This window comes from Pseudoclavibacter sp. RFBB5 (assembly GCF_002931555.1).
Lineage (GTDB): Bacteria > Actinomycetota > Actinomycetes > Actinomycetales > Microbacteriaceae > Pseudoclavibacter.
Genome location: NZ_PSTZ01000011.1, coordinates 194,431 through 217,220 on the forward strand (window position 1 = coordinate 194,431; position 22,790 = coordinate 217,220).

Below are 22,790 nucleotides of genomic sequence, written 5' to 3' on the forward strand. Positions count from 1 at the left end.
CCGTGGCGAGTCAGAAACCGGAGACGAGCATGCCAAACGACGAGATCTCGACGCTAGCAACCCTCTCCACGGAGGCGCGAAACCCACGAACACTGGACCTCGACACCCTCGGCACCGAGCAGATCCTCCGCCTCATGAACGATGAGGATGCGACGGTCGCCGGGGCTGTTCGCTCGGCGCTCCCCACCATCGCCCGCGCTGCGGACCGCATCGCGGAAGCCAGGCGCGCGGGTGGCCGACTGATCTACCTCGGCGCTGGGACGAGCGGCCGCCTCGGGCTCCTGGATGCCGTCGAATGCCCGCCGACCTTCGGTACCGCGCCGGAAGACGTCCTCGGGGTGATGGCTGGTGGCGAGCGAGCGTTCGTCCGCGCCGTCGAGGGCGCCGAGGATGATCCGGAGCTCGCGGCCCGCGAGCTGGACGCTGTTGGCCTGCAGGCGAGCGACGTCGTCGTCGGGCTGGCGGCGAGCGGACGCACCCCGTACGTCATCGGTGGCCTCAGGGCCGCTCGACAGCGCGGCGCCGCCACCATCTCGATCGCCTGCAACGCGAACGCACCGATCAGCGCGGAGGCCGACATCGCCATCGAGGTCGTGACCGGCCCGGAGGTTCTGACCGGATCCACACGCCTCAAGGCTGGCACCGCCCAGAAGCTCGTCTGCAACATGCTCACGACGGCGAGCATGGTTCGCGGCGGCAAGGCATACAGCAACCTCATGGTCGACGTGCGCCCCTCGAACGCGAAGCTCGTCGACCGTGCGCAGCGCATCGTCGCCGAGGCCACCGGGGCCGCACGCCCTGACGCCGACGCGGCGCTCGCCTCGGCGGGCGATCACGCGAAGACCGCCGTGGTCATGCTGCTCGCGGACTGCGACGCAGAACAGGCCGCCGCCCTCTTGCGTGAGACCGACGGCAACGTGCGCCGCGCCGTCGATCTCGCCGCGGTCTGATCCGGTGCCACCTCAGTCGGCTGTGAGCCCGACGAGCTCAGCGCTGCGCTTCCACAGGCCCTCGATGAGGTCCTCGTCGAAGATCTGCGGGTTCACGTTCGTCGCGTGGTGGCGTTCGTCGTAGTACTCGCCCGCCTGCCAGGTGACGCCCGGCTTGCCGGCGATGAACCACTCCAGCGTCTCGCCACCCTTCGCGGCACTGATGGTGAAGAGCTTCGCGAGCGGCGTGCGGTAGAGCAGCCGCATGAGGCTCGTCGAATCGGAGGAGAAGTTCGTGCCGACGACCCCGGGGTGGAACGCGACGCTCGCGACGGGCCGCCCCGCGAGTCCACGGTGCAGCCCTTTCGTGAAGAGGATGTTGGCGAGCTTCGCGTCGCCGTAGGCCTTGTTGGCGCTGAAGCGGGCGTCGTTGTTCAGGTCGTCGAGATCGATGCGACCCATGAGGCGTGCCGCGATGCTCGCCGTGTTGATGACCACCCCGACCTGGACCTCCTCCAGCAGGAGGTTCGTGAGCAGGAACGGTGCGAGGTGGTTGACCTGCAGTGTCAGCTCGTTGCCGTCGACGGTTCGTGTCGTGTCGCCGAAGATCCCGCCCGCGTTGTTCGCGAGCACGTCGATCGGGCCGACCTTGGCGACGAGCGACGCCGCGAGTTCGCGCACCTCGCTCAGGCGTGAGAAGTCGGCGACAAACGACTCGGCGCCGATCTCGCTCGCAACCGCAGCCGTCTTGGCGGCGTTGCGTCCGACGACGACAACCCGCCACCCCTTGGCCGCAAGCGACCGCGCGGCCGCGGCCCCGATTCCGTCCGAGCCGCCCGTGATGACGACCGTCTTCGCCTCAGCCACGAGCGTTCGCCGCCAGGACGTCCTCGAGGCGAGCGATGATCGCCTCGAGGCCGAAGTCGAACGCGAGCTCGAGGCGGCGCGACGGCTCGAGCGACCGCGTCACGCCGTGGAGCACCGGATGCATGTCGGCGTCGGCCGACCAAGGGATGGGTGGCGAGGCCGCATCCACCACTCTCCCGAACGTGAGCCCCTCAAGCACGGCGATCGCGACGAGCGCCTGCTCGTCGGTGAATCCCACCGAGCGGAACGTGATCGCGATCGCTTCGTACACCTCGAGCGTCTGCTCGTCGCTGACCGGCTCCTGCACCATGATCGGCAGGGCGAGCGGATGCTTCGCGAGGGCTCGCGTGTAGTCCTTCGACCACCGGCGCACCTGGTCCTGCCAGCTCATGGCCGCCAGGGCCGCGAGGTCCTCGTCGGTGGCGTCCTCGAGCCCGATCGCCAGCGACAGCTCCGTGCTGATGAGCGCCCGGATGCCGTTCACGATGCCAGCTCGCCCATGCACGTGGTGGTACATCGACGACGCGCTCACCCCGAGTTCCTTCGCGAGCACCGGAATGGAGAAGTCACCCTTGCGATCGATCTGCTCCAGCGCGGCCAGACAGATTTTCTCGGGAGACAGGATCGGAATTCTCGGACGTGCCATGATCAGACTCCCTCGTTCTCAGCGCACGACATCTGCGCGAGCGTTCATCTCAGAAGACTATGACGCTTCGCGCTCGCTCGCCTCTCCGCATGGCGTCGAACGCCTCGTTGACCTCGCTAAGCTGGATGCGTTCGCTGATGAGCTTGTCGACGGGGAGTCGCCCTGCGAGGTAGAGCGCGGCGAGCTTCGGGAAGTCGCGTCCCGGCACGGTCGAGCCATAGTTGGTGCCGATGAGGCGCTTGCCGGTCTCTGCGAGGGCGAGCGCGTCGAACGACACGGGCGCATCCGCTGGCGGGAGGCCGACGATGACGGCGGTGCCACCCGGCGCGATGAGGCTCGGCAGCGATTCGATGGTCTGCACGCGGCCGATGGCCTCGAACGCGTACTCGGCACCACCGCCGGTGATCTCCGCCACCTGGGCCGCGAGGTCGGGGCCGGGAACGATCGTGTGGGTGGCGCCGAGCTCGCGCGCGGCGGCGAGCTTGTCCTCGTTGAGGTCGATCGCGATGATCGGGTTCGCGCCCACGAGCTGCAGCCCCATGATGATGCTGAGTCCGACACCGCCGGCGCCGACGACCACCGCCGACTCCCCCGCGTCGACCTCGGCGTCGTTGACGACGGTGCCGACGCCCGTCGCGATCGAGCAGCCGATGAGGCTGGCCACGTCGTACGGCACCTCCTTCGGCACCTTGATGGCGGCCGACTCGGGGACCACCGCGTATTCGCTCATGGTGCCCGCGGTGAGGTACGGGTACACCGGCTCTCCGTCGAGGGCGAGCGGGGTCGTGCCATCCGGCAGCAGGCATTCCTCGCTGCGGCTGCCCGTGCACACGTAGGCACGTCCGCTGAGGCAGGCCGTGCAGCGACGGCACGGGTAGAACCAGCTGAGGATGACGTGGTCTCCGGGTTCGACGTCGATGACGCCCTCACCGATGGCGACGACCTCGCCGGCACCTTCGTGGCCCATGACGGTGGGCGACGGCAGCTGCCAGTCGCCGTCGAGCACGTGCCGGTCGGAGCCGCACACGCCGGAGGCGCCGAGCTTCACGAGCACGGTCCCTGGTCCTGGTTCAGCGACCTCGATTTCGCGGATCTGGAGCTCGCTGCTTCCCTCGAAGTGAACTGCCGCCTGTGCGCGCATGGTCAGACCCCTTTCCGGGTGGTCGTGTGGTGTGTGGTCGTGGTCGCCGTGTCCGTGAAGGCCCCGACGCCGCGGCGTCGGTAGAGGAGCTGGGCGAGCAGCAGGTAGACGCCGCCCGAGAGCACGGTGGCGGGCGCGGATGCGGTGAGCAGCAGGAAGAGCGGGTGCGTCTCGAGGGTCACCGGGTTGTAGATCCACAGGTAGAAGGCGGCACCGACGACGACGGAGGCGATGCCGGCCCAGTTCACGCCTCCCGTGAAGTGGTAGACGCTCTCGCCGCGGAGCTTGTAGAGGTCTGGCAGGCGCACCCACTGGCGTCGGAGCACGAAGTAGTCGGCGAGGATCGCGCCGCACATGGCGGCGAGGAAGGCGCCGGAGATCGTGACGAAGACCATGAACTGCTGGTACATGAAGTCGGGGAAGAACGTGAGGATCGCGGGCAGTACGAAGAAGGCCCCGCACAGGAGCGGCCAGGGCACGCGCCCGAGGAGGTTGCCGCTCGCCTGCCGGATGGCGAGCACCGTCGAGTAGACGATCGACGACATGCTCGTGATGTTGGCGAAGGAGATGAACAGCAGCATGAACGCGCCGAGGATCGGGCCGCCGAGTGGCAGCATCCAGACCGTTGGGTCGGAGTCGCCGAGCGTGAGCGCCGCCGCCATGCCGACGATCTGCGCGACGAGCGTGCCGACGATGAGGCCGGTGAACGCGGGCCAGAGGGCGGCCTTCGGGGAGCGGGTCATGCGCGCCATAGACCCCATGACGGGGTACCAGGAGAAGCCGACCGCGACGTTGAACTCGACGGCGAGCATGAAGTTGAGCTGCGACTCCTCGAACGGCGCGAGCGGTTCGGCGGCGAACAGCGCCTCCCACGAGGTGTTCGCGACGAGGAAGAAGAGCATGAAGACGGTGACGAGCACGAGGCCGGGTGCGACGAAGCGGTTGAGCTTGCCGATCGTGACGGGGCCGCGCGAGAGGATGAGCCAGGCGATGAGGATCGCGACGAGGCCCACCGCGGTGACGAGGAAGCTGCCTGAGCCGAAGTCGGTGCCTGCCGCCCCGTTGGCGACCTGCGTGACGGCGCGGCCGACCATGATCGCGAGCAGCGACGACCAGCCCATCTCGGTGACGAGGATGACGGTGAAGACCAGCACCCCGACTCCGATGAGCCCGAAGACGGGTCGGAGGATGGTGTACTGCTCGACCCCGAAGCGGGCGCTCGCTGCCGTCGCGGCCGGCACCATGATGCCGAGGCCGATGGCGTTGCCGATGACCATCGCGGCGATGCCGTCCTGGAATCCGACGAGTAGCGCCGTCGAGCCGCCGACCAGGAACGCCCACGTGGCGATCGCGAGGCTCAGGTTGACCCAGCTGTAGTCCCAGCCCGACCAGATGCGTTCCTTCTTGAGGAGCGGCAGCGAGCCGAAGGTCGCGGCCTGGTCGAGTTCGGCGGATGCTCCCTCGAGCTTCCCCTCGACGCCTTCGCGCTTGGCGGCCCCGCTCACAGGATCACCACGAGCGCACCGACGGCCACGAGGGCGACGCAGGTCAGGGCGAAGAGTCCGATGTCGCGACCGCTCAGGGGGTCGTGTGCGACGTCACCTGCTTCAGCGCTCGCGATAGTGTCGAGTCGTCTCTTGAGATCGGCCGTGATCTCCAGGTCGCGCATGTCCATTGGGGGTCCTGCTCTCGTCGTCGAAACCAGATCAACCGAATTACTTTCGGTTTCGGCTATCTTCAGCGGTGTCCCCCACCGTGTCAAGAGCTATTCTCGGGGACATGACGTCGACACCCGCCAGGGTGAGACTCGACGGGCACCGAGACGATGTGAGGCTGGCGATGGCGCTGATTTCCGTACTGCAGGCACAGGGCGCCGTCGGCGCGATCGACGACAACCTCAAGGTGCTGCGCTCCTTCGCGGAGCGGGCCGCCGGAGACGGCACCGACATCCTCGTCACCCCGGAGCTCTTCGCCACCGGGTACGCGCCCGCGAAGGTCGCCGCCGAAGACGGCTCGGCCATCCGCGAGCGGATCGCGCAGATCGCCGCCGACCTGCGGATCGCGATCGTCGCATCCACCGTCGAGCACACGGTCGAGCGCTCTGCCGGGTTCGCCGCGAGCGCGACCACCGAACGCCGCTTCATCTCGGCGTCGCTGTTCGGCAGCGACGGGAACGAGCTCACCCGCTACCGCAAGTCGAACCTCTTCGGCGGCGAGGAGCAGGAGGTCTTCGACCTCGGGGATGCGCCCGCCGAGGTCGTCGAGCTCGCCGGCCTGAGGGTCGCACTCGCCATCTGCTACGACATCGAGTTCCCCGAGATCGCGCGCCGCGCGGCCGTCGCGGGCGCCGAGGCGCTGCTCATCCCGACAGCCGTCCCCTCGACGGGCGACGTCGAGGGCGGACAGCCGGGCCACTCCTACAACGCCGAGGTCATCTCGACCCACATGGTGCCGGTCCGCGCCCTCGAGAACGGGCTCTACATCGCCTACGCGAACCACTCGGGCCCCGGATTCACGGGACTCAGCACCATCGCGAGCCCCTACGGCAACACGCTCGCCATGGCCGGCCGCGACGGGACGGAGCTGCTGAGCGCCCAGTTCCTGTCATCTGAGGTTGCGAAGGCCCGCGAGGTCAACACGTACCTGAAGGACCTGCGCCCGTAAGGCTGGCTCCAGGCGACGCCCGCCTCCGCGCAATCGCTGCCAGTCGAGTGGCCCCTCTGGAGCGCCCAGAACGGCACTATGGCTGGCAGCGATGAGCAGTCGCTGCCCTCCGCTCAGAAGCCGCGCGGGGGTTCCATCGCCCCGGAGGACGGCTCGTCTCGCGGTGTTCCCTCGCGTGCGGTCTTGCGGGCCCCCATCTCTCGGCCGAGCTGTCGCCCACCGATGGCGACGAACACGAGCCCGACGGCCAGCGACGCGATGCGGACCCAGACCGGAACGTCCGTGGCGAAGGCCGGGGCCGCGAAGATGAAGGTCGCCGCGACGAAGTACCAGACGGCGACCTGCTGGGGAGCGGCTTCCTGTTCGGGCTTCATGCCATCGACCCTACGGGCGGTAACTGGATGCGGCGTCGGCGCTGCGAACGCCGGACACCGGCACCGGCCTGGTCGCCGTGGCTCAATGCTCGGCAGGGCGCTCGACACCCGCCACTCGGCACCGGGTCAGGCGCGGCGCGTTAGCATCTGGCATGCTTCAGCGAACCCTCGGTCGTACTGGCCGCCCTGTGTCCATCGTCGGTCTCGGCACCTGGCAGCTCGGTGCCGACTGGGGTGACGTCGACGAGCGAGCCGCCCTGGAGGTGCTCGGCACCGCCGTCGAGCGCGGCGTCACGTTCTTCGACACCGCCGACGTCTACGGCGACGGCCGCAGCGAGTCGCTGATCGGCACGTTCCGGCGCGAGAACCCCGACGTGGACGTGTTCGTCGCCACGAAGATGGGGCGGCGAGGCCCGCAGGATCCTGCCGAGTTCACGCTCGACAACTTCAGAGCCTGGACGGACCGCTCGCGCACGAACCTGGGCGTCGACACGCTCGACCTGGTGCAGCTGCACTGCCCGCCGACGCCCGTGTTCTCCAACGACGCCGTGTACGACGCGCTCGACACCCTCGTCGACGAGGGCTCCATCGCCGCCTACGGCGTCAGCGTCGAGACGGCCGACGAGGCGCTCGCTGCGATCGCCCGGCCGGGAACGGCCTCGGTGCAGATCATCCTCAACGCGTTCCGCCTGAAGCCGCTCGATCGCGTGCTGCCGGCGGCGCGCGAAGCCGGCGTCGGCATCATCGCGCGCGTGCCCTTGGCCTCCGGCCTCCTGAGCGGTAAGTACACGAAGGACACGACCTTCGCGGCCGACGACCACCGCACCTACAACCGCGACGGCAGCGCGTTCGATGTCGGGGAGACCTTCTCGGGCGTCGACTTCGCCACCGGCGTGGAAGCCGCCCGCGCGTTCGCGGCAGCCCTCCCCGAGGGTGTCACGCCGGCTGCGGCCGCCATCGCCTGGGTCGCGGCTCAGGACGGCGTGACGAGCGTGATCCCCGGCGCGCGCAACCCTGCACAGGTGGAGTCGAACACCTCCGCCGCGTCGCTGGAGCTTCCGGCCGGCCTCGACGCCAAGGTGCACGAGATCTACGATCGCTACTTCCGCGCGACGGTCCACAACCGCTGGTGAGCTTGCGTCCGCGGAGCGCAAGCTCCGCGGACGTCTCGACGTCACATCGGCGAGTTACGCGGACGCCTCCGCGAGCGCCGTGCACCTCGGGCAGAGGCCGAAGATGTCGACGACGTGCCTCGCCTGCGTGTAGCCGTGCTCCGCGGCGACGCTCGCGGCCCACTGCTCGACGGGGTCGGCCGTGATCTCGACGGCCGCACCGCAGTTGCGGCAGATGAGGTGGTGGTGGTGCTCGCCCATCTCGCAGGCGCGGTAGACCACCTCACCCTCGGCGTTCTGCAGCGAGTCTGCCTCTTCGCTCTCGCTGAGCGCACCGAGCGTGCGGTACACGGTGGCGAGTCCAATGCGCTCCCCCGCGGCCGACAGCCGCTGGTGCAGCACCTGCGCGCTCACGAACTCCGACGATTCGGCCAGGGCTCGGCGCACGGCCTCCCGCTGTCGGGTGTTCCGCTTGACGGGGGCCGCGGGAGCCTCGGCGGTGGTGCCGCTCTCCTCGTTCGTCTCGTCGCTCATGTCAGCCGACGATACCCGGGGCGGATGCGCTGTGCGAGACGCCCTGCGCGAACCGCTGCGTGATCCCCTTCGCACACAGCGCGACCACGAAGATCGCGACGGCCGCCAGCGCCATCGAACCGCCGGCCGCGAACGACAGCGACCGCGAGACCTGCAGCCCGACCACCGCGGCCGTGACGCCGAACACGCAGGAGAGGGCGAGCATCCACCCGATGCGCTTGGTGAGCAGCCGAGCCGCGGCGGCCGGGGCGGCGATCATGGCGATCGCCAGGATCGAGCCGATCGCCGGCATCGCGACGACCACGGTGAGCGTGATGAGGGCAAGCGCGACGAGGTCCCATGTGCCCTCACGGAAGCCGGCGGCGCGGAAGCCGCGCGCGTCGAAGCTCGAGAACAGCAGCTGCTTGCCGAACAGCGCGTAGACGAGCGCGACCACGACGAGGGCCCCGCCGAGCAGCCACACGTTGGTGGGGTTCATGGCGAGGATCGACCCTGTAAGGTACGAGTCGACACGCACCGACTGGCCCCGGTTGAGGGACGCGAACAGCATGCCGAGCGCGTAGCCGAAGCTCAGGATGATGCCGGCGGCGACCTGCTTGCCCTGCCTCGGTACGCGCGACAGCGCCGCCATGAGCGCCACGAGCAGCAGGCTGAAGATGGATGCGCCCACCACGATATTGATGCCGGCGACGGCCGCGAAGACGCCGCCCGGGAACGTCGCGTGGGTGAGGGCGACTGTGTAGAAGGCACGCTGCCGCAGCAGCACGAGCACGCCGACGAGGCCGCTGAGGAGACCGACGAGCGTGCCCGTGAGGAGCGCGAGGGAGAAGTAGTCCACGGCTACGAGACCACCTCGGCGCGCGTTGGCTCGGCGGCGCGGGGCGTGCCGGCGCGGGGCGTGCCGGCGCGGGTTGCGGCTGCGCGCCGCCGTCCCCGATCGGAGGAGCCGAGCGCGGCCAGCCTCGTCACGGCGACGACCACGAGATACAGCGCGACGAGCACCAGCACGAGCACAGCGCTCGGGGAAGCCTGGATGCCCGCATCCAGTGACAGCCAGAGTCCCGCCCAGAGACCCACGAGTCCACAGCCGACCGAGACGAGCAGCGAGACGGCGACGATCGCCCACACGCGCCGGACGACGAGGCGCGCGACGGCCACGGGCACGATCAGCAGCGCGAGGACAAGGAGATTGCCGACCGCGCGCGCGGCGGCGACGACCACCAGTGCGATGGCGACGTTCAGCGCCAGCTCGTAGGCGAGCACCCGCAGCCCGGAGGCCTGCGCCTGCTTGCGGTCGAAGGAGACGAGCAGCTGCTCCTTCCAGGTCGCGAGCACCAGGACGATCGCCGCGCCGCCCAGCACGCAGATCGCGACGATGTCGCCGCTCGACACGGTGAGGAGCTGCCCGAACAGCAGGTGCTCGAGGCCAGAGGCGTAGTCGACGCTGCGCGAGACGATGACGATGCCGAGCGAGAAGGCGCCGGCGAGCACCACCGCGATGGTCGCATCCGAGCCGATGCCCTTGGACGTGGCGATCGTCAGGGCCACCGTCGCGAGGAGGGCCGCGATGCCGGCGCCCACATAGACGCCGTCGGTGCCAGCGGCGATGAAGCCGATCACCACGCCGGGGAACACCGAATGCACGAGCCCATCGCTGAGGAACTCGAGCCCACGCAGGGCGAGGGCCGTGCCGACGATGGCGCTCGCGACGGCGAGCACGATGATGGCGATGGCCGCGCTCTGCACGAACGGCAGCTGCAGCAGGACGGAGAGGTCGGTCACACCCGGGCCCGCTCGTGCTCGTCCGCGTCGTCGCCACCCGGCGCGCACAGCGTGCCATGGGCGCCGCCGTGCGCTTCCGTGTCGGCGGACGTGCCGGAGAAGGCGGCCGCGAGCGCCGCATCCGTCAGCGCCTCAGAGATCGGACCGCCAGCGATCTGCCGCCCGTTCAGCAGCAGCACGTGCGAGCACACCTCATGGGCGAGCTCGAGGTCGTGCGTCGAGACGACGATGCCGACGCCCGTCTCGCGGAGGCGAAGCAGGGTCGCGATGAGCGCGTCCCGGTTCGTGCGGTCGAGGCCGTTGAAGGGCTCGTCGAGCAGGATGAGCTTGGGCTCGGTCGCGAGGGCGCGTGCGAGGAGGGCTCGCTGGCGCTGCCCACCGGAGAGCTCGCCGAACGTGGTCTTCGCGAGCTCCGTCAGCCCAACCGTCTCGATCGCGCGCCGAACCACTTCGCGGTCAGCGGCGCCCGGCCAGCGGAACAGACCGAGGCGACGGTAGCGGCCCATCATGACCACCTGGCTGAGCGAGACGGGGAAGTCGGGGTCGATGTGCGTCGACTGCGGCAGGTAGCCCACCTCGGAAGCGCGAGCCCCGGGAGTCGTGCCGAGCACCTCGGCGGTGCCGGACGTCGGCAGCAACCCCAGGAGCGACTGCAGCAGCGTCGACTTGCCGGCGCCGTTCGGGCCGAGCAGCGCGACCGCGTCGCCCTCCCCCACCTCGAACGACACACCGGTCAACGCAGGCGCCTCCCTGCCGTAGGCAATGGAGGCGTCGCGGTACGAGACGAGGGGGCTGGGAGACGTCACTGCTGAGCGAGCACCTCAGGCACGTCGGTCGCTGTCGCGCCCCAGGATTCGATGATCATCTGAGTATTGTGCACCGTCGCGCCGACATACGTGCCAGTGGGGGTGCCCGGCTCGCCGAGCGCATCCGTCGCCAGCGCCTTGTCGCCCGAGAAGACCTTCGCGCCGGTCTGCGCTGCGATGGTCTCCGCGTTCTGCGGTGAGAGCTGCGTCTCCGTGAAGATCGCCTTCACGTTGTGCTCCTTGATCTCGGCGATGAGGGCGTCGATCTCGGCGGCGCTCGGCTCCGCGCTGTCGTCGAAGCTCGGCATGATCGAGCCGACGAACGTGATGCCGTACTGCTCGAGGTAGTAGTGGAGCGCGTCGTGGTTCGTGACGACGACCCGATCGGCCTCTGGCACCGCGTCGACGTTCGCGGCGATCCACGTGTCGAGCTCGGTCAGCTCGGCGTCGTACGCGTCGGCGTTCGCCTGCACCGCGGCGGCGTCGATGCCGGGCAGCTCCTCGAGGTGCGTCGCGATCTCGGTCGCCATGAGCTTCGCGTTGGCGGGCGAGGTCCAGGTGTGCGGGTTGCCTTCGCCCTCGGCGTGCTCGTGACCGTCGGCCTCGGCGGTCGTCTCCTCAGCGGTGGCCTCCTCGGCGTGCGAGTGCTCCTCGCCCTCAGCGTGGCTGTGCTCTTCGCCCTCAGCATGGTCGTGGCCTTCTTCGGCGTGCGCGTGCTCGTCCTCGGCGTGCGCTTCCTCGCCGTGGTCGTGCTCGTGGCTGCCCGAGAGGGTGACGCCGGCGGATGCGTCCACGACCTCACCCGCGTATCCGCTCGACGAGACGGCCGCGTCGAGCCACTCCTCGAGGCCGGCGCCGCTCGAGACGACGAGGTCGGCCGAGCCGAGCGCGACGAGGTCGGCGGGAGTTGGCTCGAAGCTGTGCGCGCTCATGCCTGGCTGCAGCAGCTGCGTGACCTCGACGTTCAGGCCGTCGGTGAGCTCACGCGTGAAGTCGGCGACCTGCGTGGTCGTCGCGACGACCGTGAATGCCTCGCCCTCCGCCGTGGGGGCAGCGGATGCATCGGTGCCGGCGGCCGGGCCGGAGCACGCGGCAAGGGCGAGCGTCGAGAGTCCGGCGAGGGCGATGAGGGAAGAAGTGCGGAGGTTCACCAGTGGAGTGTAAAACGTACTGAGAATCAATGTCAATTACACTCGGGCCGCTTCGGCCAGAGTTGTGGGTGGATGCGCCTCCAGCGGGCACCAGAGACGTCGCGCCACAACTCTGTGCGACCCGGCGGACGCGTTCCCTCGCAGCCAGCCCCGAGGCGCGCCTGCGAGCCTGCAGCAAGGCGCCCCGGAGCCCGCAACACCACCGGACAGGGTTGTGGCGAAATGCGCCTCGCGCGCCGCGGAACCGCATGCAGCCACAACCTTGTGCAGCACCGTCGGGGCGTCGCCCGGGTACTCGTCGCGGCCGCGAGCACCGGCTCGACGCGGAGCTCCGTCTGGGACGGACAGTCCTTTCGTTAGCCGCCGCTGCGGCGGCAGGCGACGAGGGTCGGCTTCACGTACCAGTCGTCGTTGTTCGTATTCGGCGTCTCGCCCGCTGCTCCGACGGAGCCGCCGGGCATGAAGAACCGCATCCTCAGCTCCACGGTTCCCGCAGCAGACGCGAAGTAGGTCTGGATGGGAGTCGTGTAGGCGACCCCCTGTGTTCCGTTGTACCCAGCCCGGCTCGTGCGCGCACCGCCGGGCGTGCACGACTCCGGTGGTGCGATCAGCACACTGCCGGTAACTGCGGGCGTCTGTGTGTGGCCGACGAAGAGCACCTGTCTTGCCGCGTCGGCCCCGTTGCCGATGTCGAAGATCGCCGTCGCGTTCTTCGTGGCGCACGTCGCGCCCGCCACGTTGCCCCCGTATCCCTTGCCAGCCTGCACTGCGAAGCGGATGTCATAGTACGTGTTCGCACTGACGTTCATGGTCACCGTCGCGGTGACCGTGACACTGTTTGCGCCTGTGTTCGCGTCGACGAAGCTCCTGTAGTGCGGCGTGCCGATAGCGAGACCAGCCGGGCTATTGCTCTGCCACCCCGCCGATGTCGGGTTGTTCGTGCTTGCGCCTGGAGCGGCTGACGTCACCCAGCCCGCAGTGCCGGTTCCGTTGGCCTGTGGAATCGTGGTCGTCCCGCACGCAACGTTGCGTGACGCGGCCGCGCTTGGGGCGGTGGCCGCGACAGCGATGACGGGAACGGCCCACCCGCCCGCGCGCAGCAGCGTACGCCGAGACTCCGACTGAACATCAGGCATTGGACGCACTCCAGGTGGCTGCGAGTGGCGGAGGTAGCCACGCGGGCCACGCTACCAAGGAACTCAGCAGATGGGGAGAGGGGCACTCGCTCTCGCCGCCTACTCACGCGCCTCGCCCGAGACGAATGAAGGCCGAGAAGCGCAGGGAACTCAGTCGAGCAGCAGCGCGGGCTCTTCCACGATGGTCGCCACGTCGGCGAGGAAGCGGCTCGCGACGTCGCCGTCGACCAGGCGGTGATCGAACGAGGCGCCGAGGGTCGTCACCATGCGGGGGCGAACCTCGTCTTCGAACACCCACGGCTTGAGCTTGATGGTGCCGAGCGCGAGGATGCCGACCTCGCCAGGGTTGATGACGGGCGTGCCCGTGTCCATGCCGAAGACGCCGATGTTGGTGATCGTGAACGTGCCGTCGCGCATCTCGGTGGGCGGCGTCTTGCCGTCGCGGGCGCGGTAGGTGAGCTGCTCGATGGCCTGCGCCAGCTGGTGCAGGGTCATGGCGTGCGCGTCCTTGATATTCGGCACGATGAGCCCACGCGGTGTCGCGGCGGCGAGGCCGAGGTTCACGTAGTGCTTGATCGTGTACTCCTCGTCGGTCCACGCCGCGTTGACGGTCGGGTTGCGACGGATCGCCCACATCACGGCGCGCGCCACGATCAGGAGCGGCGAGACCTTCACGCCCGCGAAGTCGGGCGACGCCTTGAGGCGCTTCACGAACTCCATCGTGCGGGTCGCATCCACGTCGGTGAAGAGCGTGACATGCGGGGCCGTGAACATCGACGACACCATGGCGTTCGCCGTCGCCTTGCGCACGCCCTTGACGGGGTGCTTCTCCTCGCGCACCTCGCCCCAGATGGGAGTCTCGAGGTTCTTGAAGACGCTCGCCTGCTGCGCGTGACGGATGACGTCGTCGCGCGTGGTCTCACCGGCGAGGCCGGTCGGCTCGACCTGCGACAGGTCGACGCCGAGGTCCTTCGCGAGCTTGCGGATGGGAGGCTTCGCGATGATCGGCGATGCGGATGCGGCGGGCACCGACCCGGGCCGGGCCTGCGGCTGCGCTCCCCCGGCGACCGGTGCGGGAGCCTGCGCGGGCGGGCGGTGCGACGGCTGGGCAGGAGCCGGGATCTGCGCGGGGCGCGTCGGCTGGGCGGGCGCCGCCGACTTCTTGCGGCGGCGGGTGGTCGGCGCGTCGCCGAGGCCGTAGCCGACGAGCACCGAGTTGGCGCCGGACTCGGCACCCTCAGTGGAGACGGTCGAAGCCGCATCCGCCTGAGCCGCGTCGAACTCGAGGTCGGCGGCGGGGGCTTCGGGCGCCGCGGTGGGCGTCTCGCTGCCGCTGCTGGCGCCGGCGGTCTCGATGGAGAGGATGTGCTTGCCCACGTCGACCGTCTGGCCTTCGCTCGCGAAGAGCTCGACGACGCGACCCTCGAAGGGGCTGGGCAGCTCGACGATCGACTTGGCGGTCTCGATCTCGCACAGCGTCTGGTTCAGTTCGACGGTGTCGCCGGCCTTGACGTGCCAGGAGACGATCTCGGCCTCGGTGAGTCCCTCGCCGACGTCGGGGAGTTCGAAGTTCTCGGTGCTCATATGCGTGCTGTCTCTATCTGTGCGTGAGGGTGCGTGCGGGCGTCGGGTGCCGAGGTCAGTACTCGAGCGAGCGGTCGACGGCCTCGAGGATGCGGTCCGCGTCAGGCAGGTAGCTCGCCTCGAGCTTGGCTGGCGGGAAGGGCACGTTGAAGCCCGACACGCGAAGCACCGGGGCTTCGAGCGAGAAGAACACCCGTTCCTGCACGGTCGCGGCGATCTCCGAGCCGATGCTCGCGTTCGAGGGCGCCTCCTGCGCGACGACGAGGTGACCCGTCTTGCGAACGGATTCGACGATGGGCGCGTAGTCGATGGGGCTCAGCGAGCGCAGGTCGATGACCTCGATGCTGATGCCCTCGTTCTCAGCCACAGCGGCGGCCTGCAGCGCGACGGCGGTCATGGCGCCGTGCGCGACGACCGTCGCGTCGGTGCCGATGCGGGCGACGCGGCTCGCGTGCATCCCGGCGGCGGGCCCGCCGAGGCTGACCTCGCCCTTCTGCCAGTACTTGCTCTTCGGCTCGAAGAACATGACGGGGTCGTTGCTCTTGATCGCCTGCTGGATCATCCAGTACGCGTCGTTGGGCGTCGACGGGGAGATGAGGCGCAGGCCGGCGGTGTGCGCGAAGTACGCCTCGGGGCTCTCCTGGTGGTGCTCGACGGCGCCGATGTGCCCGCCGTAGGGCACGCGGATGACAACCGGCATCTGCAGGCGGCCCTCGTTGCGATTCGTGAGCTTCGCGAGCTGCGTCGTGATCTGGTCGAAGCCGGGGAAGATGAACCCGTCGAACTGGATCTCGCACACGGGCCGGTAGCCGCGCATGGCGAGGCCGATGGCCGTGCCGATGATGCCGGACTCCGCGAGCGGGGTGTCGAGCACGCGGTTCGCCCCGAAGTCACGCTTCAGGTGCTCGGTGACGCGGAAGACGCCGCCGAGCGTGCCGATGTCCTCGCCCAGCTGGACGACCTTGTCGTCGTCCTCCATGGCGCGGCGCAGGCCGGCGTTGATGGCCTTCGCGAGGGGCATGGTGACCGTCTCTGGCGCATCCGCCTCAGGCCCGCTCTGCGTGGTGCTCGTGGCGACGTCGGTCATCGGCTTGCCTCCTGGTTCGCGGCCTCGTCGAAGGACGCCTCGTATCGGCGCAGCCACTGCTTCTCTTCCTCGAGCTGCGGGTGCGCGTCGCTGTACACGTTGTCGAACATGGAGTCGTTGTCTGGCTCTTCGATCTCGAAGACGCCGCGGCGCACGTCGGCCGCGTAGTCCTTCGCGGCCTCGTCGACACCGGCGAAGAAGTCCTCGCCGACGCCCTGGCCGCGCAGGTAGGCGGCGAGGCGGGCGATGGGGTCGCGGCGGCGCCACGACTCCTCCTCGTCCTTCGTGCGGTACTTCGTGGGGTCGTCGGTCGTGGTGTGCGCGCCCATCCGGTACGTCTCGGCCTCGATGAAGCCGGGGCCGCCACCCGCGCGGGCCCGCTCGAGGTGCGAGCGTGTCACGGCGAAGCTCGCCATGACGTCGTTGCCGTCGATGTGCGTCGAGGGCATGCCGAAGCCGCCCGCGCGCTTGTAGAGCGGGTTGTTCGCCTGCACGGAGACCGGCACGGAGATGGCCCACTGGTTGTTCTGCAGGAAGAAGACGAGCGGCACCTGGTAGCTCGTCGCGAAGACGTAGGCCTCGTTGGTGTCGCCCTGGCTGGTCGCGCCGTCACCGAAGTAGACGACGGTCGCCTCGTCCTTGTCGAGGTCGCCGGTGCCTGTGGCACCGTCGAACTTCTGGCCGAGCGCGTAGCCGGTGGCGTGCAGGGTCTGCGAACCGATAACGAGCGTGTAGGGACGCACGCCGTGGCCTTCCGGCGACCATCCGCTGTGCGTCACGCCGCGCAGCAGGCGGAGCACGTCGACGAGGTCGACGCCGCGCACGAACGCGACGCCGTGCTCGCGGTAGGAGGGGAACACCGCGTCCTGCGGGCGCATGGCGTAGGCGGAGCCGATCTGCGCGGCCTCCTGGCCTTCCGCCGGGACGTAGAGCGACAGCTGACCCTGACGCTGCAGCATGGTCGACTCGCGGTCGAATGCTCGCACGTAGCTCATGTCGCGGTACGCGCGCAGGTAGTCCTCGGTGCCGAGCAGCTCGAGCTGCTCCAGGAAGGGCTCGGCGGCCTTCGTCGGCTTCACCTCTCCCTCTGGAGTGAGGATCTGCACGGTTTCGTCGCCTGGAGTCACGTCGTGTGGCGCCTTCCTGCTGTTCCGATCCCGAATGCGGTTGCCCGAGATTTCGCCAGTCTAGTTCTCCGCCCCACCGCGATTCAGGAGAAATCCTCCAACAGTTCGGGCGGACCCTGCACGAGATGGACGAGGGCACACCGTCAGCCGACCCAGGCCGTTCTCTCCGGCATCAGGGAGAATACGGGTATGCGAGCCCTCTTGAGCATCATCATCAACGCCGTCGCCCTCTGGGTCGTGACCCTCATCCTGCAGTCGCACGTGCAGGTGATCCCGTTCGAGGACTCGACGTGGGGCGTCATCGGAACGCTCGCGCTCTTCGGCCTCATCTGGGGTGTCGTGAATGCCGTGGTCGGCGGTTTCGTGCGCGTCGTGGCGTTCCCCCTGTACATCCTCACGCTCGGCCTCATCTCGTTCATCGTGAACGGCTTCCTCTTCTGGCTGGTCGGTGTCATCAGCGAGAGCATCGGCTTCGGCATCGAGGTCTCCGGCTTCTGGTGGGCGGTGCTCGCGGCGCTCATCATGTCGGTCATCACCTCGATCCTCGGCGCCTGGGTGCGGGGTGCCGACTCGAAGTTGAAGAGCGACAGGCGCCGCCGCGAAGACTGACCCCGTCGCTCAGAGCTTGATGTCGTCGGGTTCGAGGTTGCTGGTGATCGGCGCGAACTTCTCCTCCAGGAAGCGGTTCGCCTCGTCGAGCGCGGCGTCCCGGTCTGGGAGCGGGTTAAGCCTGCTCACTGTCGAGAGCGTCGTCTCTTCGAGTTCGAACCCCTCGTAGGCGTCGAGAAGTTCGGCCCGCGCCCTCTCGAGGGCCTGGTCGCCGCTGGCGTCTGCCAACCCGGCGGTGTCGAGGTACCTCGTCTGCGAGTGCGCCGCCAGCGGGTCGTCGCCCATCGGCGCCAGGGCGTCGGCGTCCGCGACCACCACCGTCGAATCCGAGCCGTCCGGCGCGAGTCCCTGCAGGCCGACGATCGGGTCCTCCCGGTGCTGGATCTCGATGATCGGAGCTTCCCGCCCGCTTCTCCCCTCCTGCTTCTGCAGCTCTGCTCGGAGTCTTTCCGCGTCGATAGGGCCTCCGATGGAGACGAGGCCCTTCGTGTCGAACTTGCCGGTGCCGGCGATGGCCGCCGCGACGAGCGCGCCCTGCGAGTAGCCGGCGAACACGACCGCGTCACCCGGGTCGATGCCAGCGACGTCCATGGCGGCGAGCACGGCTGAGACCGACTGCGCGTCGATACCCGCATAGGCGGCGAGGTTGCCGGCGAGGTCGAACGGGTTCTCCGTCGTCCCGTAGGCCTGGTTCGAGGTCCCCGTGATCGCAACCTCGTAGAGCTGCGCGCCGTCCGCGTCCACGTAGCTTGTGATGCGCACCTGGGGCCCGCCGTCGACGGATGGCGGGATGGCGGCAACGAGCTCGTGAAGGCCGGCGGGCGGTGAGGTCCGCCCGTCGAGCGGGACGGCGGTGCTCGTCACACGGAAACGATCGCTCGGGACGAGACCGACAACACCCGCACCCGCGAGCGCCCACGACACGAGAGTGCTGCCGTCAGCTCCGTGCACGGGCGGAAGACCGAGAAGGCCAAGGGCGAAGTCGTCGGCGTTCTCGACGGTCACGCGAATGAGGTCCTGGATGCGCGGGTCGCTCAACGTGGGCGCGTCGCCGGACAGGGCTACGACCGCAGCGATGCCGGCCGCTGGCCCGAGGAGCGCGACCGTGAGCGGCACCGAGCGGCCGAGCGCGTTGGCGATGCTGGCACCGGCCGCATCGATCACGGCGCGAGAGAGCACCTCGGCACGTTCGTAGAGCTCAGCCGCGAGGAGGATGCGGTCGCCCAGCGAGGAGAGCTGCAGCTCGAGCGGCGCTCCTCCATAGAACGCCACCTCGGCCTGTGCGGACGAGGCCGCGAACGACAAGCCGGATGAGCTCAACCAGGCGTTCGGGGGCATCCACTCCTGCGCGGCGAGGATGGAGCGCAGCGCCGTGAAGTCCACCGCGAAGAGACCGGCGCGGGCGGCGACGGCTCGGACGTCGCTCGCGCCGATGACAACAAGCTCGCCACTCACCGCGCGCTCAGCCCCGCGGATTCGAGGGCGAGGGCGTCGTGCACCGATCGGTAGTCCTCTTCTGCGAGCACGGCCGCGGTGGCGACGAGTGAGATCGCATCGGCGAGCAGTCCCGCCTCGAGCGCGAGGCACCGTTGCGCAGGCGAACTCCACGTGTCCGAGTTGGCGAGCAGTCTGAGCCCAGCACAGATGTCGCGAGCCCCGGAGTCGAACGCCTGCAGTGCTCGAGCATTGTCGAGAGCCACCTGCTGCAGTTCTTGGAGGATCTGCGCTCGGACGGCGTCGACGGCCGGCAGGGTGGGGCCGATCACCGGCAGCGCAATGTGAACGGCTGGCATGGTCTCTGGCATTGGCTGCCGTCCTCTCGTTCTTCGAAGGCTTCGATCCTCGAACGCGAACGCGCACCAGAACGGATGCACCGGCTGCGGTGTGCACAGCGTCACGTCCACAGGCGACTGGTCTGCAGAGTGGGGCCGGGTTCAGCGTCGTCGGAGAAGAGCGGATGAACGGGCACGCGGATGTGCGCGGAATGCGTGACAATGGGCGTCATGGCGAAAAACAGCAGGGACGCGGTCTTTCGCATCATCTTCGTCTGCACGGGCAACATCTGCCGCTCCCCGATGGCCGAGGTCATCTTCCGCGACATGGTCGAGAAGCTCGGGCTGGGCAGCGCCGTCAGCATCGCATCCGCCGGCACCGGGGAGTGGCACGTCGGAGAGAAGGCGGACCCCCGCACGCAGTCGGCGCTCGAGCGGGCCGGATTCACGGCCGAGAACCACCGCGCGAGGCAGTTCGAGGTCGACTGGTTCGACACGTTCGACCTCATCGTCACCTTCGACCGCGGCCAGCGGCGCATCCTGAAGGCGTGGGCCTCCGACGACGAGCAGCGCTCGCTCGTGCAGCCGCTGCTCACGTTCCACCCGGCGCCTCCCGGCGGGATCACGGAAGTCCCGGACCCGTACTATGGCAACGACCAGCTCTTCGACCACGTGCGCGACATGATCACGAGCGCATGCGAGGAGCTTCTTCGCCAGATCGAGCCCGTCGTCCGGTCGGCCCTCACGTCGCGCGCCGGATCGTCCTCATCCCAAGGAGCACAATGAGCCCCCTCCCTCCCCAGATGCTGAGTCCCCTCGACTCGCGGTACCGCAAGAGCGTCGAAGGTCTCGGCGAGCACCTCTCCGAGGCCGCCCTCAACCGGGCCCGTGTGCACGTCGAAGTCGAGTGGCTGCTGTTCCTCACCGACCGCGAGATGTTCGGTTCGCACAAGATCGATGAGGACAAGGCCGCCGCACTGCGCGCCGTCGTCACCGACTTCGGCCAGAAGGACATCGACGAGCTCGCCGAGGTCGAGGCTCGCACGCGCCACGACGTGAAGGCCGTCGAGTACTACGTGCGCGCCCGCCTCGAGGAGCTCGGGCTGAGCGAGCTCGCCGAGCTCACCCACTTTGCCTGCACAAGCGAGGACATCAACAACCTCTCGTACGCGGTCACGATCCGCGACGCCGTGAACGACGTCTGGCTGCCTTCCGCGTCCGGGCTCGCCGACCGCATCGCCGAGCTCGCCGTCGAGCTTCGGGATGTGCCCCTGCTGTCGCTCACGCACGGCCAGCCCGCGACGCCGACCACGCTGGGCAAGGAGCTCGCAGTGTTCGCGCACCGCCTGCGCCGCCAGCTGAAGCGCGTCGAGGCAACCGAGTACCTCGGCAAGTTCGCCGGCGCGACCGGCAACTTCGCGGCGCACCAGGCGGCGAGCGCCGACGCGAACTGGGAGCAGCTCGCCGACGAGTTCGTCACGGGCCTCGGCCTCAGCTGGAACCCGCTGACGACGCAGATCGAGTCGCACGACTGGCAGGCCGAGCTGTACGCCGACGTGTCGCGGTTCAACCGCATCCTGCACAACTTCTGCACCGACGTGTGGACCTACATCTCGCGTGGCGTCTTCCGCCAGATCCCGCAGGCGGGGGCGACGGGTTCGTCGACGATGCCGCACAAGATCAACCCGATCCGCTTCGAGAACGCGGAGGCGAACCTCGAGATCTCGAGCGCCCTCCTCGACTCGCTCGGCTCGACCCTCGTCACGTCTCGCCTGCAGCGCGACCTCACCGACTCGAGCGCGCAGCGCAACATCGGTGTCGCGTTCGGCCACTCGCTGCTCGCCCTCGACAACGTGACGCGCGGCCTGCGCGAGATCGCCGTCGACGAGGAGCTGCTCGCGAACGAGCTCGACAGCAACTGGGAGGTGCTCGGCGAGGCGATCCAGACCGTCATCCGCGCAGAGATCGTCGCGGGCCGTTCATCCATCGCCGACCCCTACGCCGTGCTGAAGGACCTCACTCGTGGCCGCCGCATCGGCAAGGCCGAGCTCGTCGAGTTCGTGACGGGCCTCGACATCGGGCAGGACGCGAAGGACTCGCTTCTCGCGCTCACGCCCGGCAGCTACACGGGCGCCTCGTCGCGCCTCGTCGACCACCTGAGCTAGATCGGGCCTGAGCTAGACGCTCAGCCCGGTCCGGCAACTACTTGCTGGAGGGGGCCTCGCCCGACGTCGTCTCGTCGAGCGGGGCCTCTTCTGCGTCTGCAGTCGGGGCGGATGCGGGGGCGTCCGTTGTCGGCGTCGGCTTCTGTTCAGCGACAGGCTCGGCTGGTACTGCGGTCTCGGGAGCCTCGGAGTCTGCGACGGCCGGCTCGCTGCGCACGGCTTCGTCGGCGGCCGCCCGCTTCGCCGCACGGCTCTCCTCGCCCTCGTCGCTGCGCGAGACACCCTGCTCGGCGTTCTCGAAGCGGTCGAGGTAGCGCTCGGCGTCGGGGTTCGGCGAGTAGGAGAGCACGAGCATCGCGATCACGAGGATCGCGGCGATGAAGGCGACCCCGGCGAAGACGAGGGCGAGCACGAAGTCCTGCGTGGTGAGCAGCAGGATGAGGAGCACGAATCCGGCCATGACGGCGGAGATGCCGAGCAGTTCGAATGGCTTCAAGACCGCGCGGCGCTTGGGTTGTGTCACTGGGGAATCAGGCTTTCTTGGTGAGTTCTGGCTTGGCGGCCGGCGCATCGGCGAGGATGCCGCGAAGGGTGATGCCTTCGATGACCAGCAGCACGCCGAGCACGGCGAGGTACGCGCCGACGTAGCCGACGGTCTGCACGGATGCGGTGAGGCTGCCCTCGACCTGCTCGAGTCCGCCGTAGTCGACGCGCAGGTCTGGTGGGATGATCGCGACGAGGAGTCCGAGCAGCACCGTGATGGCGCCGGTGATGAGGACCTCTCGGGAGAAGAACTTGGTGGCGCGGCCGACTCGGGCGCTGATGAGCTCGAGCGCGCCCGTGACGAGGGCCCAGGTCGCGACGGTCGCGATGAACGCGGCCGGGGTTGCGTGCTCGATCTCGGCCGTGCCCATGAAGAGGGCGAAGCCACCGGCGAGGGCTGAGACGACGGCGCGCACGAAGGTGAGGGCCCGGGCCGGGTGGTCCTTGAAGCCGACGGCCTCGAAGCCGATGAGCACGCCGGATGCGAGCGCGAACGCCCCGAAGGTGATGAACCCGAACGAGGCCGAGTGGTCCTGCGAGAAGGTGATGACGGCGGCGATGATCAGCGCGGGCACGGCGCGGGCGATCATCGACATCCACAGGCGTTCCGGTACCGCGGTGGGCCCCACTTGCATCGTCATCGTTCGCTCCTCACGATCTGCGGCCAGTCTACCCAGTGGGTCGTGTGTGGCTCCCCGGCGGGTCAGGCCGTCACCGTGTTGCAACCTGGGCGCCGCCATCCCGGGCCGAACGCGCCTGCT

At 69.0% G+C, this 22,790-nt stretch carries 25 protein-coding genes; 6 read left to right on the forward strand and 19 right to left on the reverse strand.

Going from position 1 to position 22,790, the window contains the following annotated elements:
* Positions 1 to 29: 29 nt before the first annotated feature.
* Entirely contained in the window at positions 30 to 950 is a 921-nt protein-coding gene (gene murQ / locus C5B97_RS17255; RefSeq protein ID WP_104313349.1) for an N-acetylmuramic acid 6-phosphate etherase, read from the forward strand.
* Between the two features lie 12 nt (positions 951 to 962).
* On the opposite strand, the gene C5B97_RS17260 is transcribed toward murQ, so the two are convergent.
* Genes C5B97_RS17260 through C5B97_RS18035 form a run of 5 tightly spaced genes read right to left on the reverse strand, consistent with a single transcriptional unit; the run spans position 963 to position 5,258 of the window.
* A complete protein-coding gene (locus C5B97_RS17260; RefSeq protein WP_104313351.1) occupies positions 963 to 1,796 on the reverse strand; it encodes an SDR family NAD(P)-dependent oxidoreductase in 834 nt (277 codons plus the stop codon).
* Positions 1,789 to 2,442: a TetR/AcrR family transcriptional regulator C-terminal domain-containing protein gene (locus tag C5B97_RS17265; RefSeq protein ID WP_104313353.1), complete on the reverse strand. Its 654-nt coding sequence runs from the start codon at positions 2,440 to 2,442 to the stop codon at positions 1,789 to 1,791. Before C5B97_RS17265 ends, C5B97_RS17260 begins: the two co-directional genes overlap by 8 nt.
* Positions 2,443 to 2,491: 49 nt before the next feature.
* Positions 2,492 to 3,583, reverse strand: a complete 1,092-nt coding sequence (locus C5B97_RS17270) for an alcohol dehydrogenase catalytic domain-containing protein (protein WP_104313355.1) — start codon at positions 3,581 to 3,583, stop codon at positions 2,492 to 2,494.
* Positions 3,584 to 3,585: 2 nt separating this feature from the next.
* Positions 3,586 to 5,088, reverse strand: a complete 1,503-nt coding sequence (locus C5B97_RS17275) for a cytosine permease (RefSeq protein ID WP_181027063.1) — start codon at positions 5,086 to 5,088, stop codon at positions 3,586 to 3,588.
* Positions 5,085 to 5,258 (reverse strand): hypothetical protein, encoded by a 174-nt coding sequence (locus tag C5B97_RS18035; RefSeq protein ID WP_181027064.1) that lies wholly within the window; start codon positions 5,256 to 5,258, stop codon positions 5,085 to 5,087. Before C5B97_RS18035 ends, C5B97_RS17275 begins: the two co-directional genes overlap by 4 nt.
* 104 nt (positions 5,259 to 5,362) lie before the next feature.
* On the opposite strand from C5B97_RS18035, the gene C5B97_RS17280 reads away from it, so the two are divergent.
* On the forward strand, positions 5,363 to 6,247 hold the full coding sequence (locus tag C5B97_RS17280; RefSeq protein ID WP_104313359.1) for a nitrilase-related carbon-nitrogen hydrolase: 885 nt from the start codon (positions 5,363 to 5,365) through the stop codon (positions 6,245 to 6,247).
* 113 nt (positions 6,248 to 6,360) lie between these two features.
* Here the strand turns inward: C5B97_RS17280 and C5B97_RS17285 are convergent, their stop codons facing one another.
* Positions 6,361 to 6,621, reverse strand: a complete 261-nt coding sequence (locus tag C5B97_RS17285; RefSeq protein WP_104313360.1) for a hypothetical protein — start codon at positions 6,619 to 6,621, stop codon at positions 6,361 to 6,363.
* Between the two features lie 152 nt (positions 6,622 to 6,773).
* Between C5B97_RS17285 and C5B97_RS17290 the strand changes: the two genes are divergently transcribed.
* A complete protein-coding gene (locus tag C5B97_RS17290; protein ID WP_104313362.1) occupies positions 6,774 to 7,754 on the forward strand; it encodes an aldo/keto reductase in 981 nt (326 codons plus the stop codon).
* A 54-nt stretch (positions 7,755 to 7,808) separates the two neighbouring features.
* Here C5B97_RS17290 and C5B97_RS17295 read toward each other — a convergent pair whose 3' ends face one another.
* The 9 genes from C5B97_RS17295 to C5B97_RS17335 form a co-directional block, all read right to left on the reverse strand.
* Complete coding sequence (locus tag C5B97_RS17295; protein WP_104313364.1) at positions 7,809 to 8,267, reverse strand: Fur family transcriptional regulator; 459 nt, start codon at positions 8,265 to 8,267, stop codon at positions 7,809 to 7,811.
* A gap of 1 nt (position 8,268) precedes the next feature.
* Positions 8,269 to 9,105 carry a metal ABC transporter permease gene (locus tag C5B97_RS17300; RefSeq protein ID WP_181027065.1) on the reverse strand — a complete coding sequence of 279 codons (837 nt, stop codon included), beginning with the start codon at positions 9,103 to 9,105 and terminating at the stop codon, positions 8,269 to 8,271.
* A gap of 2 nt (positions 9,106 to 9,107) precedes the next feature.
* Positions 9,108 to 10,049 (reverse strand): metal ABC transporter permease, encoded by a 942-nt coding sequence (locus C5B97_RS17305; RefSeq protein ID WP_179555537.1) that lies wholly within the window; start codon positions 10,047 to 10,049, stop codon positions 9,108 to 9,110.
* Positions 10,046 to 10,855 (reverse strand): metal ABC transporter ATP-binding protein, encoded by an 810-nt coding sequence (locus tag C5B97_RS17310; RefSeq protein WP_104313370.1) that lies wholly within the window; start codon positions 10,853 to 10,855, stop codon positions 10,046 to 10,048. Before C5B97_RS17310 ends, C5B97_RS17305 begins: the two co-directional genes overlap by 4 nt.
* Positions 10,852 to 12,006, reverse strand: a complete 1,155-nt coding sequence (locus C5B97_RS17315) for a metal ABC transporter substrate-binding protein (RefSeq protein WP_219819831.1) — start codon at positions 12,004 to 12,006, stop codon at positions 10,852 to 10,854. The genes C5B97_RS17310 and C5B97_RS17315 overlap by 4 nt, the downstream gene beginning before the upstream one ends.
* A 356-nt stretch (positions 12,007 to 12,362) precedes the next feature.
* Positions 12,363 to 13,142 carry a hypothetical protein gene (locus C5B97_RS17320; RefSeq protein ID WP_104313372.1) on the reverse strand — a complete coding sequence of 260 codons (780 nt, stop codon included), beginning with the start codon at positions 13,140 to 13,142 and terminating at the stop codon, positions 12,363 to 12,365.
* A 150-nt stretch (positions 13,143 to 13,292) separates the two neighbouring features.
* Positions 13,293 to 14,726 carry a dihydrolipoamide acetyltransferase family protein gene (locus C5B97_RS17325; RefSeq protein WP_104313374.1) on the reverse strand — a complete coding sequence of 478 codons (1,434 nt, stop codon included), beginning with the start codon at positions 14,724 to 14,726 and terminating at the stop codon, positions 13,293 to 13,295.
* Positions 14,727 to 14,781: 55 nt separating this feature from the next.
* Positions 14,782 to 15,747, reverse strand: coding sequence for an alpha-ketoacid dehydrogenase subunit beta (locus tag C5B97_RS17330; protein WP_104313497.1), 966 nt, complete (start codon positions 15,745 to 15,747; stop codon positions 14,782 to 14,784).
* A 62-nt stretch (positions 15,748 to 15,809) separates the two neighbouring features.
* Positions 15,810 to 16,940 (reverse strand): thiamine pyrophosphate-dependent dehydrogenase E1 component subunit alpha, encoded by a 1,131-nt coding sequence (locus tag C5B97_RS17335; RefSeq protein WP_104313376.1) that lies wholly within the window; start codon positions 16,938 to 16,940, stop codon positions 15,810 to 15,812.
* A gap of 189 nt (positions 16,941 to 17,129) precedes the next feature.
* Between C5B97_RS17335 and C5B97_RS17340 the strand changes: the two genes are divergently transcribed.
* Positions 17,130 to 17,549 carry a phage holin family protein gene (locus C5B97_RS17340; protein ID WP_104313378.1) on the forward strand — a complete coding sequence of 140 codons (420 nt, stop codon included), beginning with the start codon at positions 17,130 to 17,132 and terminating at the stop codon, positions 17,547 to 17,549.
* Between the two features lie 9 nt (positions 17,550 to 17,558).
* On the opposite strand, the gene C5B97_RS17345 is transcribed toward C5B97_RS17340, so the two are convergent.
* Together C5B97_RS17345 and C5B97_RS17350 are read right to left on the reverse strand one after the other, a co-directional pair.
* Positions 17,559 to 19,004: a hypothetical protein gene (locus C5B97_RS17345; RefSeq protein WP_104313380.1), complete on the reverse strand. Its 1,446-nt coding sequence runs from the start codon at positions 19,002 to 19,004 to the stop codon at positions 17,559 to 17,561.
* Complete coding sequence (locus tag C5B97_RS17350) at positions 19,001 to 19,354, reverse strand: hypothetical protein (protein WP_104313382.1); 354 nt, start codon at positions 19,352 to 19,354, stop codon at positions 19,001 to 19,003. Before C5B97_RS17350 ends, C5B97_RS17345 begins: the two co-directional genes overlap by 4 nt.
* A 198-nt stretch (positions 19,355 to 19,552) precedes the next feature.
* Between C5B97_RS17350 and C5B97_RS17355 the strand changes: the two genes are divergently transcribed.
* On the forward strand, positions 19,553 to 20,107 hold the full coding sequence (locus C5B97_RS17355; RefSeq protein WP_308471458.1) for a low molecular weight protein-tyrosine-phosphatase: 555 nt from the start codon (positions 19,553 to 19,555) through the stop codon (positions 20,105 to 20,107).
* Positions 20,104 to 21,486 (forward strand): adenylosuccinate lyase, encoded by a 1,383-nt coding sequence (gene purB / locus C5B97_RS17360; protein ID WP_104313386.1) that lies wholly within the window; start codon positions 20,104 to 20,106, stop codon positions 21,484 to 21,486. Before C5B97_RS17355 ends, purB begins: the two co-directional genes overlap by 4 nt.
* A gap of 37 nt (positions 21,487 to 21,523) precedes the next feature.
* Here purB and C5B97_RS17365 read toward each other — a convergent pair whose 3' ends face one another.
* Positions 21,524 to 22,009: a hypothetical protein gene (locus tag C5B97_RS17365; protein ID WP_104313388.1), complete on the reverse strand. Its 486-nt coding sequence runs from the start codon at positions 22,007 to 22,009 to the stop codon at positions 21,524 to 21,526.
* A 7-nt stretch (positions 22,010 to 22,016) separates the two neighbouring features.
* The gene (locus C5B97_RS17370) at positions 22,017 to 22,670 is read right to left on the reverse strand and encodes a hypothetical protein (RefSeq protein WP_146080858.1); all 654 of its coding nucleotides are present in this window, start codon (positions 22,668 to 22,670) and stop codon (positions 22,017 to 22,019) included.
* Positions 22,671 to 22,790: the final 120 nt, after the last annotated feature.

Bases quoted from the DNA above. Each gene is read 5' to 3' on its own strand.
- murQ (WP_104313349.1), top strand. From the start codon at position 30: ATGCCAAACGACGAGATCTCGACGCTAGCAACCCTCTCCACGGAGGCG.
- C5B97_RS17265 (WP_104313353.1), bottom strand. From the start codon at position 2,442: ATGGCACGTCCGAGAATTCCGATCCTGTCTCCCGAGAAAATCTGTCTG.
- C5B97_RS17270 (WP_104313355.1), bottom strand. From the start codon at position 3,583: ATGCGCGCACAGGCGGCAGTTCACTTCGAGGGAAGCAGCGAGCTCCAG.
- C5B97_RS18035 (WP_181027064.1), bottom strand. From the start codon at position 5,258: ATGGACATGCGCGACCTGGAGATCACGGCCGATCTCAAGAGACGACTC.
- C5B97_RS17280 (WP_104313359.1), top strand. From the start codon at position 5,363: ATGACGTCGACACCCGCCAGGGTGAGACTCGACGGGCACCGAGACGAT.
- C5B97_RS17285 (WP_104313360.1), bottom strand. From the start codon at position 6,621: ATGAAGCCCGAACAGGAAGCCGCTCCCCAGCAGGTCGCCGTCTGGTAC.
- C5B97_RS17290 (WP_104313362.1), top strand. From the start codon at position 6,774: ATGCTTCAGCGAACCCTCGGTCGTACTGGCCGCCCTGTGTCCATCGTC.
- C5B97_RS17295 (WP_104313364.1), bottom strand. From the start codon at position 8,267: ATGAGCGACGAGACGAACGAGGAGAGCGGCACCACCGCCGAGGCTCCC.
- C5B97_RS17320 (WP_104313372.1), bottom strand. From the start codon at position 13,142: ATGCCTGATGTTCAGTCGGAGTCTCGGCGTACGCTGCTGCGCGCGGGC.
- C5B97_RS17325 (WP_104313374.1), bottom strand. From the start codon at position 14,726: ATGAGCACCGAGAACTTCGAACTCCCCGACGTCGGCGAGGGACTCACC.
- C5B97_RS17330 (WP_104313497.1), bottom strand. From the start codon at position 15,747: ATGCCCCTCGCGAAGGCCATCAACGCCGGCCTGCGCCGCGCCATGGAG.
- C5B97_RS17340 (WP_104313378.1), top strand. From the start codon at position 17,130: ATGCGAGCCCTCTTGAGCATCATCATCAACGCCGTCGCCCTCTGGGTC.
- C5B97_RS17350 (WP_104313382.1), bottom strand. From the start codon at position 19,354: ATGCCAGAGACCATGCCAGCCGTTCACATTGCGCTGCCGGTGATCGGC.
- C5B97_RS17355 (WP_308471458.1), top strand. From the start codon at position 19,553: ATGGCGAAAAACAGCAGGGACGCGGTCTTTCGCATCATCTTCGTCTGC.
- purB (WP_104313386.1), top strand. From the start codon at position 20,104: ATGAGCCCCCTCCCTCCCCAGATGCTGAGTCCCCTCGACTCGCGGTAC.
- C5B97_RS17370 (WP_146080858.1), bottom strand. From the start codon at position 22,670: ATGACGATGCAAGTGGGGCCCACCGCGGTACCGGAACGCCTGTGGATG.